At 44.6% G+C, this 16,485-nt stretch carries 13 protein-coding genes; 11 read left to right on the top strand and 2 right to left on the bottom strand.

Translation table 11 applies throughout. From position 1 onward, the window contains the following. Positions 1-18 precede the first annotated feature (18 nt). On the bottom strand, positions 19-312 hold the full coding sequence (locus A4R26_RS28100; RefSeq protein ID WP_133054805.1) for a hypothetical protein: 294 nt from the start codon (positions 310-312) through the stop codon (positions 19-21). A gap of 228 nt (positions 313-540) precedes the next feature. Between A4R26_RS28100 and A4R26_RS28095 the strand changes: the two genes are divergently transcribed. Continuing rightward, positions 541-1,695 carry a hypothetical protein gene (locus A4R26_RS28095; protein WP_081169862.1) on the top strand — a complete coding sequence of 385 codons (1,155 nt, stop codon included), beginning with the start codon at positions 541-543 and terminating at the stop codon, positions 1,693-1,695. Between the two features lie 13 nt (positions 1,696-1,708). Here A4R26_RS28095 and A4R26_RS28090 read toward each other — a convergent pair whose 3' ends face one another. Continuing rightward, positions 1,709-3,922: an outer membrane beta-barrel protein gene (locus tag A4R26_RS28090; protein WP_165760442.1), complete on the bottom strand. Its 2,214-nt coding sequence runs from the start codon at positions 3,920-3,922 to the stop codon at positions 1,709-1,711. A 195-nt stretch (positions 3,923-4,117) separates the two neighbouring features. On the opposite strand from A4R26_RS28090, the gene A4R26_RS28085 reads away from it, so the two are divergent. The 10 genes from A4R26_RS28085 to A4R26_RS28050 all read left to right on the top strand — a co-directional run bounded on the left by A4R26_RS28085 (position 4,118) and on the right by A4R26_RS28050 (position 16,475). Continuing rightward, positions 4,118-5,188: a sensor histidine kinase gene (locus A4R26_RS28085; protein ID WP_081169860.1), complete on the top strand. Its 1,071-nt coding sequence runs from the start codon at positions 4,118-4,120 to the stop codon at positions 5,186-5,188. Next, positions 5,185-5,907: a LytR/AlgR family response regulator transcription factor gene (locus A4R26_RS28080; RefSeq protein WP_081169859.1), complete on the top strand. Its 723-nt coding sequence runs from the start codon at positions 5,185-5,187 to the stop codon at positions 5,905-5,907. Before A4R26_RS28085 ends, A4R26_RS28080 begins: the two co-directional genes overlap by 4 nt. A gap of 218 nt (positions 5,908-6,125) precedes the next feature. Next, positions 6,126-6,284 carry a hypothetical protein gene (locus tag A4R26_RS35215; protein ID WP_165760441.1) on the top strand — a complete coding sequence of 53 codons (159 nt, stop codon included), beginning with the start codon at positions 6,126-6,128 and terminating at the stop codon, positions 6,282-6,284. Between the two features lie 466 nt (positions 6,285-6,750). After that, positions 6,751-7,206 carry a hypothetical protein gene (locus A4R26_RS28075; protein WP_081169858.1) on the top strand — a complete coding sequence of 152 codons (456 nt, stop codon included), beginning with the start codon at positions 6,751-6,753 and terminating at the stop codon, positions 7,204-7,206. Between the two features lie 127 nt (positions 7,207-7,333). Beyond that, complete coding sequence (locus A4R26_RS35925) at positions 7,334-7,459, top strand: hypothetical protein (protein WP_278248452.1); 126 nt, start codon at positions 7,334-7,336, stop codon at positions 7,457-7,459. Between the two features lie 162 nt (positions 7,460-7,621). Further along, positions 7,622-7,963 carry a hypothetical protein gene (locus A4R26_RS28070; protein WP_081169857.1) on the top strand — a complete coding sequence of 114 codons (342 nt, stop codon included), beginning with the start codon at positions 7,622-7,624 and terminating at the stop codon, positions 7,961-7,963. Positions 7,964-8,373: 410 nt separating this feature from the next. Next, positions 8,374-10,122 carry a caspase family protein gene (locus A4R26_RS28065; RefSeq protein ID WP_081169856.1) on the top strand — a complete coding sequence of 583 codons (1,749 nt, stop codon included), beginning with the start codon at positions 8,374-8,376 and terminating at the stop codon, positions 10,120-10,122. Continuing rightward, positions 10,122-11,321: an AAA family ATPase gene (locus A4R26_RS28060; protein ID WP_081169855.1), complete on the top strand. Its 1,200-nt coding sequence runs from the start codon at positions 10,122-10,124 to the stop codon at positions 11,319-11,321. The genes A4R26_RS28065 and A4R26_RS28060 overlap by 1 nt, the downstream gene beginning before the upstream one ends. Positions 11,322-11,331: 10 nt before the next feature. Beyond that, complete coding sequence (locus tag A4R26_RS28055; RefSeq protein ID WP_081169854.1) at positions 11,332-12,567, top strand: vWA domain-containing protein; 1,236 nt, start codon at positions 11,332-11,334, stop codon at positions 12,565-12,567. After that, positions 12,564-16,475 (top strand): SLOG cluster 4 domain-containing protein, encoded by a 3,912-nt coding sequence (locus A4R26_RS28050; protein WP_081169853.1) that lies wholly within the window; start codon positions 12,564-12,566, stop codon positions 16,473-16,475. The genes A4R26_RS28055 and A4R26_RS28050 overlap by 4 nt, the downstream gene beginning before the upstream one ends. The last annotated feature ends 10 nt before the right edge of the window (positions 16,476-16,485 follow it).

Raw genomic sequence — 16,485 nt, 5'->3', positions numbered from 1 at the left:
TAATTATCAACGATGTTCCTAGTGTATCTTACCCATTTCAATCGCCCTTTTAATCAATAAAACACCCATCAACAGGATCGACAAAACAAAATATACCGGTAACACTATCTTTGCCCGGTTGATGCTTTTTTCACTCACCTCTATAGCATCGATCTTTTTCCTGTTGAATACTAAATGGCCCATAATAAATAAGATCCCAAAATATACACCTCCATTCAACCATTGAATAGTTTTTGTACTTTCTGAACTCCACGGAAACACCCAATAGGAAGGAATATCGAATATCAATCCAATATGGGTTAAGTGTAACATCAAAAGGAATATCACGGTCGCTATCATTCTAAAATGGGGTATCCCTGTTCTCTGTTTTTCATAGAGCCGGTAAATTGTTGCCGCTGCATAAAGGAGCCTTTTCATAATAAATCACACAATTTTTCGAAGTTACCATTTTAAATATCGCATCTATATTATGATTATTGCCTTTCTCGTGTACCTTTGTACCACCTTATGAAATATTGCACACTATATTTATCACTGCTGATGGGATTCAGCAGCTTTGCGCAGGTAAAATCTCTCAAAGTACAGGTAACTACCGCCCCCAAACAAAGGTTAGATAGTATCATCCAAACCGAAACCCTGTTTTATAAAGAACTGGGACAGGAATCTGTTGTCAATCATATTGATAAAACATTTTATTTGTACGATTCCTTAAATGCCCCGATAGAGAGTATACTCTATGACAATGGCTATGAAAAAGTAGAAGAATGGCGGGGTACTAAGTACTTAAAAGAGCACGATGCCTTAGGCCGCGATACCGTTATATACGAATATGAATTCAGAAATAAAATGTTCGACTGGCGCCTTAAAGGTAAGACCGTATATTCCTATCTGAAAAACACGGGAAAATATGCTGCCTATACTAGTTATAGCAGAAATAATAGTTGGGAAGAAGAGAAAACTAATGAGTGGAATGAAAGAAGTATGGTCGAATTCAAATATGATCAACATGATAGTTTGATCGAAAAAACATCCTACAGCTGGTCATACGGTTCACAGGAAAAGAGGCCAAATAACAGGGATGTATATCAATACGATCATAAAAACAAGGTCTTGCATAGCGTTTTTTATTTCTGGGACCGGGTAGCCAAAGACTGGCAACCCAATTTTAAAAAAGATATATATTTCAATCAGAAATGGCACGAGATCAACGGTATTCAGCATACCTGGGATGCGAAAAGCAAGACCTGGGAGAAAAATCAAAAGCATGAATATCTTTATAATACTTCCGGCAAAAGAACAGAAGAAAAATACTACTTCTTCGATTCCAAAACGGCTGCATATTTCACAACCGGTAACAATTCGTATGTATATGATAAGGCAGGCAATGTGACCGCGGAAATAAGTACAAACTATAGCTGGACAACGAAAGAGCTGACCAGTAAATCAAAACATGAATGTGTATACGACAGCCTGCATAATATGATCACGAGTAATTATTACAACTGGAACCTGTCGAAAAACGTGTGGGAACTCAGCTCTGAATCCCATTCAGCATATGATCCCACTATGCGCGGGAACCTTGTTATAATGCCATTTCACTCAAACTACAAATTGTTATCAAGTCATAGTGTAAGCTATAGCAATGGCGTAAAAAAATCAGCGTCTGAATATAAGTACTACTATTCCAATCTCTGAAAACAGCAACATCCTACTGGATCCGCTCAGCCTCCTCGCTCCTGCTGTTCCTGGTGGCCGTTCGGATACTGCTTTTACCGAAACTTCGGGTATAAGTTAGCTTAATTACACGGTAAAAGGCGGTTTCATCCCGCCACGTAGCGTGCGTATCGATGTTAAATGCAATAGCGGTCATGCCGCCAATATGTGTGTGCACCCGGAAAGAGCGAAACAGATCGGGCAGCGACAGCTGAAAGCTGCCTTTGTCGTTCTTCAGTTTTTTAGCCAGCGCAAAATTAACTACCCCAAATCCATTGATGATATTGGTGCCTTCATAGAAACGAAAATTATACCAGCCGTTCAACTCCGCCTCCATCCCCCACGGCAATTGAAATTGCTGATTACCATTCAGGCGCTGGAACACAAATGTTTTTTCCGCAGGTTGTAAACTGTAACTCACCCTGTAATGGCGCAGCGCGGTAGTACTGCCCGCTGCTATTTTCCACCAACGGACCGGCTGCAGGGAATAATTAACGGCCAGGTTGACATTCTTTTGATAGTCGAGGTTTTGGGGAGAAGAGATCCCTATTTCCTTCGTGTCATTGCTCGTGATCTGGTAACGTAACACCGGGTGCCGGTCATCCTGGTACGACAGGGAAACGTTCAGCCGCTGCCGGTTGAATTCGGCTTTAACAATGTTTGAGATGGTGGGTTTCAGTAAGGGATTCCCGGAAAACACAAACGTAGGGTCATTGTAAAAAAGATTCGACACCAGGTCGGTATACGCCGGCCGGCTCACCCGGCGGTTATAGCCTACCGACAGGGTACTGCCATTGGTGAATGTCTGCTTATATAAAACATTAGGAAAGAGTTTTCCAATAACAAATGGCTCCTTGTACTGGTCTATCTCCCGGCGCCAGTATTCATATCGCAAACCGATTTGTACGCTTGCTTTCGCATTCAATAAATACCGGAACTGGCTATATAATGCGCCTATAATTTCATTGCTGTTCACTACCGACTGCGACCGCGGATCTATCACCCATTGACCGTTCACCAGCCGCTCTACCCTGCTGTCGTTGCTGTTTTCCGCCATACTGCCTTTGCCGCCAAATTCAGCTTCCACTTTTTTCCCCCATTTGTTGGTTAGGTCCACTGTAAAGGTCAACGCTTCTATACCGGAAAAACTCTCACCCCGGTTGCCGCTGGTAAAATTTGGATTGCCCGGCACAGTAAGATTTCCGTCCCGGTCAAAATATTGTCCGTTTATTATTGCCGGGTTATCGTTATCATAGTAGAGATAGCTGGCATCGAAATTCAATTGCGAATTAGCCGAAAGCTTATGCTTCGTATAAACGGAAGCGTTAAGATTGTGCCGCCGGTTATTCCCTTCCGAAAGCGCCGCATACCGCAGGTAATCACCGCTATCATATTCCCAGGTATCACCGGTATTCGTGAGGTTATCGCTTTTGTTCGCCGAGAATGCCAGGTCTGCGCCAACCGTGGTTTTGGCACCAGCCCGTACATCCCCGGCCAACCTCACATTATGCGTATGCTGGAACCGGCGCGAGATGCCGGAAAAGATGGCAAAAGCACTTCCATCATAGAGCAGGTCTTCATTGGTTCCACTTCCCATAAATCCCGACCGAACGCCATCGTGCAGCCAGGAATAAGAACCATACAAACTGGCATTTTTAAAGCCATGCGATACCGCAACCGACGTAACTGCTTTGCCGCGATACCCATACCCTGCAGTAGCCGAAGTATTCACCCTGGTGCCTTCCTGTTCGCTTTTCTTAAATATGATATTGATGATGCCGCCGCTTCCGTCCGCATCGTATTTGGCATCCGGCGCGGTGATAAGTTCAATTCTATCGATATTATCCGCCACCGTGCTCTCCAGTAAATTCATTAATTCTTCCATCGAAAGGTTTACTCTTCTTCCGTTGAATAACACCGTAACACCCGCCTGCCCGTTCAGGCTGAATTGATTATTTCTTCTGTCGGTCATTATACCCGGTAACCGCTCCAGCACCTGCAGGGCATTGCTTCCTTTTGTTAAAAGGCTGGCCTGTACATTGAAGACCTTACCGCCGGGCGTATGCTTTATCAACTCCTGTTTAGCCGTCACCACTACTTCGCCCATTACTGCTACCCGCTTGCCTTTACTGGTGTCTGCTTTGCCGCTCAACTGCGCCGCGGCGGATGTTACGTCAAAAACGAATATGATCATCAGGAAATGCTTCATGGTTGGTATTTCCCAAATAAAACCCTCTTTTTCTGCTCTACACCGGGTAATTGACCACCTGTACCGGCAGCATGACGATCTGTAATAACGGGCGCCCCTCCCATTCGTCACCCCATTTTTACAGAACATCAATTTCAGGTGCACTTTGATCCATTTTCCGGTTATTTTCAGGGAGCAAAGGACAGATTCAATTTTATGCGCAACTGGATAATCAAATACCGACTGTACCACATTCCTTTCTGGATCGCCTATCATCTACTGTGGATGTTCCTGAATGTAGGTAGTTTTAAAGACATGTTCTTTTACCTGTTCCAGAATGAGACGCCGGTAAAATTCATCGGGTATATTATTTTCCAGGCGGCCGGCGCTTATTTCAATCTCTATTACCTCATTCCGAAGTTTCTCTATCCCGGCCGGTACAAAACCTATATCTTTCTTGTAATAATCACCGTACTGGTTTGCGCCGCACTCATTACGCTGGGTTATTATTTAAACGCATATACCTCACACAAAACATTCACCGAATTATTCGGGAAACGCCCCGATCAGTTTCTGACCATATTTTCAATCATGTGTTTGCCATCGACCGCCGCAGCCATGACACTGGCCATGAGCGTAAAACTGGGCAAGAACTGGCTGAACACAGAAAAGAAAAGACTGGTGCTGGAAAAAGAAAACCTGGAAACGGAATTGAAATACCTGAAATCACAGATCAATCCGCACTTCCTGTTCAATACCATCAATTCGATCTTTGTGCTCATTCACAAAAACCCCGACCTGGCATCGGAATCACTGGCCTCGTTTTCTGAAATGCTTCGTTACCAGTTGTATGAGTGTAACGAAAAGGAAATTCCATTGAACAAAGAGCTCACGTTCCTCGAAAATTTTATTGAACTGGAATCGCTCCGGCTGCATGAAAACCAAACGGATCTTTCTTTCGAGATCAATCATTCAACGGTGCATAATAGTTATATTGCCCCTTTTATGCTGCTTCCCTTTGTAGAGAATGCATTCAAACATTTGTCGAAAGGCAGAACAAGACAACACTTTATCAAAATGCATCTGTCTGTAACAGACCAACGGATGCTGGTAATGAATATAGAGAACAGCATAAATGGAGGCGTAGACGATCTGCCGGCTGTATCGGGGATCGGCCTTGCGAATGTGCGGCGCCGGTTGAACCTGGTATACCCGGGTAAACATGAGCTCTGTATCGGACAGGAACCTTCCAGTTTTAAAGTAGCATTGAAAATTGATTTGGCATGAAACTGAAATGTATCATAACGGATGACGAACCCCTCTCTGCGGAAGGGTTGGCAAAGTATGTGGGGGTGATCGATTACCTCGAGCTGGTGGCTGTTGCCCAAAACCCGCTTGAACTGAACAACCTGCTGGAAAGCCAACCCGTTGACCTTATTTTCCTCGACATCCAGATGCCGTTCATGACGGGCCTCGATTTTTTGAAAATAAGGACCAGTCTGCCCATGGTCATTCTCACCACCGCTTATTCCGATTATGCCATTGAAGGTTTTCAGTTAGACGTAATAGATTACCTGTTAAAACCGATCACCTTTACCCGGTTTGTAAAAGCTACCAACAAAGCAAAAGACTACTATATATTAAAGAATCAAAAGATCGAAAGCGCGGTAACGCCCGCACCGGATTATGTATTTATCAAATGTGAAAACAAGTATGAGAAGATCCAGATCGGGGAAATTTTGTTTGTGCAGGCATTGCAGAATTATGTAATGATCTATACCGGCCATACTAAATTCATGACGCTGCTGCCACTGAAAACCGTGGAAACCTACCTCGACAATGGACAATTTTTAAGGGTGCACAAATCTTACCTGGTGGCTATTGCAAAGATCGACAGCATCGATGGCAACGATATCCGCATTCAACAGCATAACATTCCCATTAGCCGGAACCTGCGCGATGAAGTGATAGAGGTGGTTGTGAAGAGTAAGTTGATGGGGAGGTGAATGGATAGAAAAATTCCGCCCGCCTGAAAAAACGATCCTGCTAAACAGTTAACTTCCATGAACATAAAATAGTTGGCAAAAGCCAACGATAAACCTTATACTATGTTCAAAACAAATACCTTATCCAATGTAAAGGCAGCGATGCTATTGCCGCTGCTGACCCTGTTCTTTACCATCGCCAATGCCCGGGACAATATTATCAAAATCTGCAGAACAATGTGAAATCGCACTTCAATGCCTACTTCTGGAACAGCGCTGCCAGCGCTTACGTTTTTCACAACAACAATGGCGTACAGTCGTCGGTGACAGACGACAGAAGCAATGCCTGGGCGGTATTGGCCGGCTTTCTGGCAACGATGCGGATTCCGGCAATTTAAAGATCACGACGATGTTTTTATTTGCAATGTAGAGCAGGCCGTAAAGGAAAACCTGAAAGTTAAGCAGCCTGCCATTTAATTTACCGCACGAAAAAAGGCGCCCGATCCAGCGCCTTACATATTATTGATAATTTCTGTTTACTTTTTAACTGGGCAAGGTAATGATTCCAGGACAAAAAAATAGCCTCTCCCCCTGATGGTGAGAGGCTGCACTAACTAATACCATTAACCATTAAACCTTATCCTATGCCTCAATTTAGTGCTATTTTCTATATATAAAACACTTAATACATTTTCTTGACATAGATCAATTTTATTGTAATCTATTCGCTGCCGTTATATCTGATACTTAATCAATTGTATATGCGTAGCTATCATTGTTTCCTACGGTTCAAAAATTGCAAATACGATAAATAAAGCGGCTTAAATTGCATTAAACCAGCGCACTCACAAAAGCCTTGTCAAAATGAAAAATGTATTGGCCCAGAAAGGGATCAGATCGGTTTATTACATAGATGACAATAAAGTAAAACACCTGTTTGCCTACACGCAAAACATGTTGGAAAACCGCATCATTATGGAGCTTTATGAACAGGACAATATAGAGGAACCGGAAAGTGATGAAGGCTACAAGACCGGTTTAAGTATATATCTTGTCCATGACAGTAAGAGCTATGAATTTACCATGCTGTTCGATACCCGGCCGGTAGTTCCGCGCATCTATTTATACAGATCCATCTTAGATACAGTAGAAATAATAGAAACCAGCAATCCGCAATCATTAACCGCCAACCTCGAAGAAGCGGCCATGGCCAGCGTAAGCACCGACGTGTATCCCGACAAGCAATCGCAGGACGACTTCAACAATAAGATAAAACTGAAAATCAAGGACGCGGTGGCGATGATTAAGAAATTGCAATAATGGGGGAATGCAGGAACCGCGGGAGGATGATTACTACGTAAGTTTTCATTTCAACCCCAAGCTCCGATGCCGGTCGTCCAGAATTTGCAGATATTTCTGTTTGGCCTCATTACTTAAAAAGCTGCGTTTGACCAACTCCATAGCACTTAAAGTACCTTTCATTACTTCGTCTACCACCTTGCCCGCCAACAGCGATTTTATCCCGATCATTTCTGCAAATACTATAAAAGAAGTGCGGGTATACCGTTACTGAAGGCCCAATTAGGTTCAAAATAATTTGGCCGTTGCCGACGGCCAAATTATAACAGGTAGATAAAGTATTGAGAGAATTGCCTTGTTGGCGACTGCCAATTGCAAAGTATCGCAAAGGCACAATCCTAATTTATTAGACTATATTTATAAAAACAGATCATCCTTGAGTATTAAGCTGGCCCCGTTCGAAGTTTATAAGGCATATAATGATGAGATCCTGAAATTTATTAGCATTACAGGTAGGTTAAGTGTTGATTCGGTTATTGAACTTTCGCATAAGTTATATACTTCAATTCAAGTAAAAGATGTCGATTATTCTGAGGTTGAAAATGACATGCTGCTGTTCCAGTATGGTACTTATAATTGGGGCGACGACAAGGGAGAACATGCGACATTTGATATAACAAGGCAGATTGAAGATCTAAGCCCACACATATTTAACCATCACCACGTTTTCAGACCGGCAAAGCGGTATAACACCTTTGCACAGGTGTCAACCAGATAGTCATGCCAGAGTAGTACCGGCAATGTTACTGGTGACGACAAATCCGCAGGTCGCATGCAAAAAACTGATGACCGTCAGGCAATAAGCAATACACCCATTGCAGCTCCGCGAATAATAGCAAAACCCGAAATTCGGCCAATTGCCAATTGCATATTGGGCATTGCATATTGCCCATTGCGTATTGCCCATTGCTCATTGGCCTTCCCTGCCAATTTTTTTTCGTGATGAAAAAAAGCCTTAATTTCAACTGTATCAATGTGTCCTATGCCAACCCGCCTTGTTCCAGGCGCCCTTTCATCCTCTGATTTACTATCGTTAAATGTGTTGTAATGACCAGTTCACCGGCATTAAGCCGTGATGTTGTTGACCATATCACACTGAAATTGAAATCTGATCTGAACGTTTAATAAATGATATCGACACCCTTTCAATATGACCTGAGCCGTAACGGTGGCGGCGCAGCGCCTTTGCGGAAATACTATCTACTGGCCATTGCGATCGATAATTACGGCAATGGATTTGACCGGCTGGCCAATCCGGTAACGGATGCCAACCGCATCGTAAAGCTCCTGGTTGAAGATTATAATTTTAATAAGACCGCGAACACCGACCTCAGAACAACAAACCCTTCTTATGACAGGCATGAAGAAGTGATCCCCGTTTACACCGATACGCAGGATTACCTTACCAACTGCCTGTATAACGAAGCTGCTACCAAAACGGCTATCATTGAAACAGTAGAGCATATCTATGAAAAGATAGGCCCTGACGATGCCTTACTGATCTATTTTGCAGGGCATGGGGTAAAGGGAAGCAACGATCAATATTACCTGGTTTGTGCAGATAGTCAGAATAAAAGAGGTACATGGTTGAACATACATGAAATCTACAGCCAGTTCGATAAGTATCCCGACAAACGCAAGTGCCGCGATCTTCTGCTGGTGCTGGATGCATGCTATTCAGGCTTGTCGGCCCTGGGAACAGCAACCAGTGTAAGCGGTGATTTTTCGCGTTTTTTACTGACCTCCACTTCAGATCAGCAGGTAGCAGATGATGGCATCAGCGGCCGGGGCAGCGGTTTTGCCAACGCGTTCCACCAGTACCTGGAAGAGAACACGAACCCTTATTTAGCGTTTGCCGAAGGCCCCATAAGGGCGAAGTTTGAGTTATCGATGAACAAGGGCGACGAAACACAAAAGATCAGGTACGTGCAGATCCCGGGCGTATATGGCCAGCGGGCTTTTATATTTGAAAGAAAAGAAAAAGATAAACCAAAGATCGAAGACCTGAAGGAATCATTTATAGAGCACCTCGATTTTGAAGATTACCGGTCGATCATGGGAAAGGATTACAAAAACGCGCTGAACAGTTTAAATATCATCATTACCCAGGGCTATTCACTGAACGTTCAAAAAGTTGGCTGGAAAGTGCTTTTCCGCTGGCTGTCGCGGCCCGGCCGGGGTTTGAATTTTGACCGGCCCGAACTTCACCTGATGCTCGACCCCATTAAGATCGAAACAACGGAAGGCGATATCTGGAAAACATTGTACAACCAGATCAAACGCGATACCGACGGTCCGCCCATCGACAAATCGATTATCCACGACTGGTACTTCGAAAAACTGATGAGCGGCGATGAACGGTATGCCGGTAAACGGCATGTGATCCTCTGGATCTATTTTACCGTGGGCGGAAAAGAAAAGTTCGACCGCATTCAGGAATTCTGCGAAGAGTTCAGCGCGCTGTTCCTTCATAAGGTGAAACAGTTAAGTGAAGAAGAAAAAAAAGCGCTCGGAAAAATGTTCATCTTCTTTTCAGACGAAAGAGACAACAGCGAAGCCTATTTGCGCGACCGCTTTACCAAGGTCACCAATAAAGATAAATTCAACCTTATTGCCACGCCGATAGTTGATCCCATCTCCAGCAACCATATCAGCGACTGGGTTGACCAGGTTACGCGGTTGAACCAGACAAAACTCATCCAGGCGTTGAAAGACCCCAGGGTGGTAAAGACGATGGTAGAAAGACCCGAATGCGAGGACTTCGACTGCCACTACGAGGATTTTATCAGGTATGTATGTGCGCATTGCAGGTATTCAGAAACTGAAAGAACACAGCTTAACCAATATTTATTTGATTTTACAAAATCGATCATCTAATGACTATCATTCCAAAGCCATATCCACAGCCCAACCCCAATGTGCCGGGTTCTACATCGAGGTTCTCGGCCGGCTTTATTTCCATTACCGATGAAAAGGGCAACGACGTTCAGAAAGAGCTGTTGCGTACCGTAGAGCCCGAACTGCCCGAGTCGGAATTTAAGTATGATGCGGATACGCGGTCGGGGAAATTTGTTAAGAGCGGCCGCACCAGGAAAGGCAGGCCTGTACCACCGTATATCCCTTCCGAAGATATAAAAGAACTGGTTCGGCTTGCCCAGATCCTGCAACGGCCCGTTCTCATAAAAGGCGAACCGGGAAGCGGCAAAACGCAGCTGGCGCGGTCGGTAGCCTATGAATGGTATGGGAATGATTATAAAGATCATTTTTTTGAATGGCAGGTAAAGTCCACCTCCAAAGCGGTTGACGGGTTGTATTCGTTCGACCATGTTGGGCGGCTGCGCGATTCGCAGCTGGGAAATGCAAAAGAAAAAAGCAGCTACCGCACTTTTGGGCCCATGGGGCTTGCCTTTCTTACTTCTACGCAGGAAGCGCCGTCGATCTTACTGATCGATGAAATAGATAAAGCCGATATAGATTTCCCGAACGACCTGCTGCTGGAGCTGGACGAACGAAGATTCACCATTCCCGATTCGGAAACCGGTGAGGTCATTGAAACGCGTTATCCGCCGCTTATCTTTATTACCAGCAACGATGAAAGAGAATTACCGGAAGCGTTTTTACGGCGTTGCCTTTTTATGTACATCAAATTCCCCGACGATAAACAGCTAAAGGAGATCATCAATGCTCACCTGCCGGGTTTACTCACCACGCAAAGAGCCATTGTAAGATCAACGGATGCGCTGAAGCCCGACGAAACGTTTGTCGACAAACTGATTGAACGGTTCACCCGGCTGAAGAGGGATATCGACACCAATCCAGCCGATAACAAACGCATCTCCACTAGCGAACTGCTCGACTGGCTGCGGGGTTTCCTGTATGACCTGGAGAACCCCGGCAACACAAGATCAAAAGAATTGCAGAACTGGGTGAATGGATTCAAAGCAAACAAAGACCGGGGCCTCGACGAAGCCTTTGTAAAGGAAGGACTGGAAAAACTACCTTTTTATTACCAGGCGCTGTTAAAAACATATGCATCGGTTACCCAGCGTGAAGAATCATTAAAGACTTCGATATAAAGTAACACCTATGGAGTTCGAACGGCTTCCATTATGGCATTTTTTCCATGATATCGAAAAGTTCCTCAGTTATGAGCGCTGGATCGATAAATACCGCCTGTTCATGCAGGCCCTGCTTGATAGCTCCACTGCATCGGCGCATAAGGATTATCAACCGGTGATCATCTATGATGAGGAATGGACACACCTGAAAAAATTTATAAAGTACCTGTACCTGCAGGACCTCCGCGATGAACCCCGTTTCGATGAACTGCTCGATTCGGCCATTGTCAGGGAGAAGGAATTGCTGCGATCATATTTCCAGGTAAAGCAGCCGTTAGCAGACAGACCGGAAAGTAACAGGGACGACAGCAACAAGGCGAAAAAAGAAACGGGCGCTGAAGAAACAAAAAGGCCGGAAAACAATAATGACAGCGATGATCTTTCAGGCAGTGAAAAACTAATGGAGGAGCCCCCGGAATCAACTTCGGGCGGAACGAAATATTATCAGCCGCCGGCGGCCCCGGCGCAGTTAACGGAACCTTATTCATTAGTAAGCTCGAATTATTTGCATACCGATGAGTATTTTCCGGTAACGCGCAGGCAGATGATCAAAGGATGGCAGTTCCTGCGGCTTAAGGAAAAAAGCAACCGGCCTGAAAATATCGATATCGAGGCCACCATAGAGCAGATCGCCAGGGATGGCGGTCTTTTCCTGGAAGCAAAATATTTACAGGGTTTTCAGAACCGGTTGGATACGCTGATCATTTTTGCCGATTACCGCGGATCGATGACGCCCTTTCATGAGCTCACGAACCGGCTGATACAAACCGCGCGTTCAGAAGGCGGGCATCCGCGCGCGCCGGTGTTTTATTTTCAAAACTATCCTATCGGGTATGTGTACCGCCAGCCCAACCTTACAAAACAGGTGAAGTTGAAGGAGGCGCTGGTGACGGCCAACCGCAATTTTACAATGGCCATTGTGATCAGCGATGCCGGGGCGGCCCGCGGTAATACCGACACGAAGCGGGTGGATACAAGGGTAGCTATTACCAATGATTTCCTCGAAGACCTTAGCACGTATTGCGCCCACACCATCTGGTTGAACCCGATGCCGGCCCACCGGTGGAATAACACGGCTGCCATGCAGATCAAAGACAAGGTGATGCTGATGGCGCCCATCCTCGATCATGACACATACCATTTCCAGGATACCATGAGAACGATCTTAAAGCACACACATAAATTTCAAAAAAACGATTCGTGAATCCTTTTCCATTTCCATTCCCGGCTGCAGCCCTTTCGGAAGTGAACGGGTCAAAACTACACTGGTTCTATAAACGCTTTGTAGAAAATTTCTACAATGAGTACCGGCTTGGGCATTTCCTGCTGGCAGCTTATGCCGCGGTGCCGGCGTTTATTACCCCCGACCTGTTGTATAAGCTGTGGCAGAATTTCAACCGGTACAAATGGAATGGCGCACCTGTATCCATACACCGGGTGGCGGTCAGCGACCTGCTGCTTTCGCCTTTGTGCCGGGAGGTTGGGTATGAATTATATGAAATGGATCATGATATCAGGATGGCTTTCCTGGAATGGCTGAAAAAAGAAGGCACAACGGAATTATGGAAAAAAAGACAGGTGCGCGATCTTAATGAGATCGCCAAGTTTGTAGAAGACTACCACCTGTTGCCGAACCCGGCCGGCAAACGCTGGGGCGCTGAGTATATAGAAACGCAGACGATGGAAGCGGTATCGTATTACAATCCTACCGCGGTTACGGAACGATTGTTCAATAAACTCAGAACGGCATCCACGCCGCCATTCAGGGAAACGGAGTTGCTGCACACCATCGATCTGTTCATCAAAACCAGGAACCGGCTAACGCGGCTCGATAGTGCTTTCCACCTGACCGACAGTGAGCAGAAACAGCTTGACTGGATGCATGCCTGGAAAGCATTGATAGAACAAAACAATAAGGGATTTATTGAAAGACTGAATGCGCGGCAGGATTTGTATGAATTGTTCAACGATACCAAAACCGGGATAGAAATAGAGATCTCGAAAGGTATGATAACGCAGTTGAATGCCTTTAGTGACAGGAAATTGAGAGCGTTGGTGGTGGGGGTGAATGAAAAGTTGGACGGCAGAAATAACGATGAATATGTAAACAGTGCTTTGCTGTTTGCGGACCTGTTGCGGGAGTTGACGCCATCAACTGCGCTGGATTTAACCGTTCTTACCGGAGAGAATGCAACACATAAAGCAATTTTAGAAAACTGGCAAAGGATGGCCACTACAGCCACGCCCAATGATGACCTTTTATTTTATATTGCTTCTGATGCCATACGGGCCGATGTTCACTGTCATGTAGCCTGTTACGATTCGGATATGGAGGGAGGGCAATATGACTGGCTGCATGACAGCGAAATAGGAAATGCCGCTAATGCCGCCAGAGGCAGTTCCGTGACTATCTTTGCACAGGTTGATCATGCAGCTACCCCCTATTGGATTGATAATTCAAAACCGGGCAATATTCTTTTTGCTGCGTGTGACTTTGAACAGGAGGCGATTTATTTACCTTATCAGGTAGACGATAGACAATATTGCGCATTTACATTTGCGCTTGTACTTTCATTACAAAAAAATAAAACCTGGTTTTCAAACAGGTCGGTATTTATAAACGCGTTTCGTCAATACGAACTTTGTTTTATTCGTGAAAGAGAAGATTTCTGGATTAAAAAAACACCGCGTTTACTGTGCAATTCCGAAACTTATAACCGTTTTTTCTTACACGGCAAACACCCTACCGCAGAATTACAGGACCTTTTACGATTTCATAGCTACCTGGATGAGCGGTCTACCGGCAGTTGGAATAAGAAGACGGCGATGGCCCTTGCTGAATACACTAAGGACCGCGGACTTTCAAAGGATATGACCAAACAGGAATATATCCTCGAATTAGAGGGCGATAAAGTGCAATTATTGATCGATCAGGTCATGAGCGATGAGCGAAACGAGCAGCCTGTTTTCCTGCTGATCTTTTCTGACCCAACCAATGAACTGGAGAATCTGCAACGTGAAAGGGAGGTCATAATAAAACATCTCGAGGGAAGTGGGTTAATGGCGAAATGGGAAATATTAATTGATTGCGACCGGCAGACATTGATATCCACACTTAAAAATAAAGACTATCGCAACAGGATCCAGTTTGTGTATTATGCCGGCAGGGATTCAGCTGGTAATTTTCATTTACAAGATGGTGAATTCACCTTGCCTGAATTTGCAGAGCTGTTCGATTACCAGGAAAACATAAAACTGTTTATTGCCAATACCTGCAGGTCGCATCTGTTCGCTGAATATGCGGCTCAATTAGGTGTTGCACTCTCCATTGGTATTGAAGGTATAGTTGATGATCATAACGCCGCCGAGTTTGGAATAAAGATGTTTAGCCTTATCGGCGAGGGGTATGATCTTATGAAGAACATAGATGCGTTTAAACAGATTCTATCCACCTATAATTATTCCACCAATACCTATAACCTATTCACGGCGCCGTGGGTAAATGAGGAGACAAAGGTAAGCTGGCAACGGAATGGTTCCAATGCTAACCAGCCTACAACCGAGTCACCGGAGATCTATGCGTTGATCGTGGGAATTGATCACTATGAATATTCAGACCCTGCCGTGTCAGAAGGAGCTGTAAACGATGCAATGAATTTCCGGGAATGGGTGCTGCAGGAAAATGGAAAACCGGAGAATATTCATGTATTGATCTCTTCCATTGGAGAAAACATGAACCAGGAAAGCATTGACAACGCTTTGATAAGACTGACATCGGGTGTGGATAGGCAGAGCAGCAGGCAAAGATTGTTACTGTTGTATTTTGCAGGATTGGGGTTAGAAGCTCCTGACGGCCCGCTATTATTGCTACCGGGCTGGACACCGCAGCTCCGTAATTCTTGTATAAATATCAACAGTTATATAACAGCTCTTAGAGATAACGCCTATTTTCACGGCCTTTGTTGCTTTTACGACCTACAGAAGATCTACAATATTGAAGCGCGAGGCCTTATACCACTTTTTAAACTTCCTTTGGCCGGGGTTGGCCAAACATCTGCCTTTTCAATGGGGCACATTGCCCGGGAACAGGGCGTCTATGAAGAGTTAAATAAAGCACCGGAGATATCAAGAGGTATGCTCACAAAGGAATTAATACACGGATTAGCCGGCAGCGCAGTAAATGGAGAGGGAAACATCACATTCAGATCTATTCGTAATTACCTGACCGGAAAGCTTCGAACGCTTCCACTTCATTCAACAATTGACGGGAATGAAAATTTTTCAATAGCTACAGGAAAACAGCAGCCGCTTCAAACTGTTGAATTCAGGTTTGCCAAAAATCATTTAGGTAAAACCATAAGAATATTAGGCCGGAATGCAGAAGTAGTATTCAATACTATACTAAATAGTGTTTCATTGTCATTAGAACTGGAACATGAGCTATATGTATTGCAAATACCGGGCTTAAATATCTCCAGACTTTTTGAAGTTACCACGCAAGACAGAACCCAGCTCATCGATCTAAGCTGGCAATTCCTCAACAAATGGATCTGGGTGGCAGGAACCGGTTTTGATCTTACCGAAGAAGAAGTGCGTACAGCCAAAGCTGTTGGACAATTTCTTGCCGAACAGGGTTATGGTCTTATAACCGGTGGCTGGCCGGGAGTAGATTACCTGGCCGCAGAAGCATATTATAATACGCTGGAATCAATCACCGATGTTGATAATAAAGATTATTTAATTCAATTTGTTGAAACCGGCCATAAAGCGGATTTCAAAAAAGGAATGATACAAACAGTTTCACCCGAAGATTCGAAAGATGTTAGCAGGGAAAAGGCGTTCGTGGTAATTTCAATAGGCGGCAAAGGGGGAACGTTCGAGATCTTTGAATATGCCCGCGAATATAACCTTCCTTTCATCCCCCTGTTTCATACCGGGGGCGATTCAGCAAAGGCATATAATATCTTAACAAATGACCCCGACCCATATGTAGATATCGATCTATCACCCCTCCGCCTGGTGCAGCCGGGCCATGATGCTGACAACTATCTTAAGCCGCTTCAAAATATTCTGGAGCAGCTTAATGATGATTCAACAAAAAATAAAAATTAATCGGATCTTC

The organism is Niastella populi (assembly GCF_002078015.1).
Classification (GTDB): Bacteria; Bacteroidota; Bacteroidia; order Chitinophagales; family Chitinophagaceae; genus Niastella; species Niastella populi.
The sequence above is the reverse complement of the archived record's forward strand: the minus strand, read 5'-3'. Positions and strand labels throughout refer to the sequence as shown.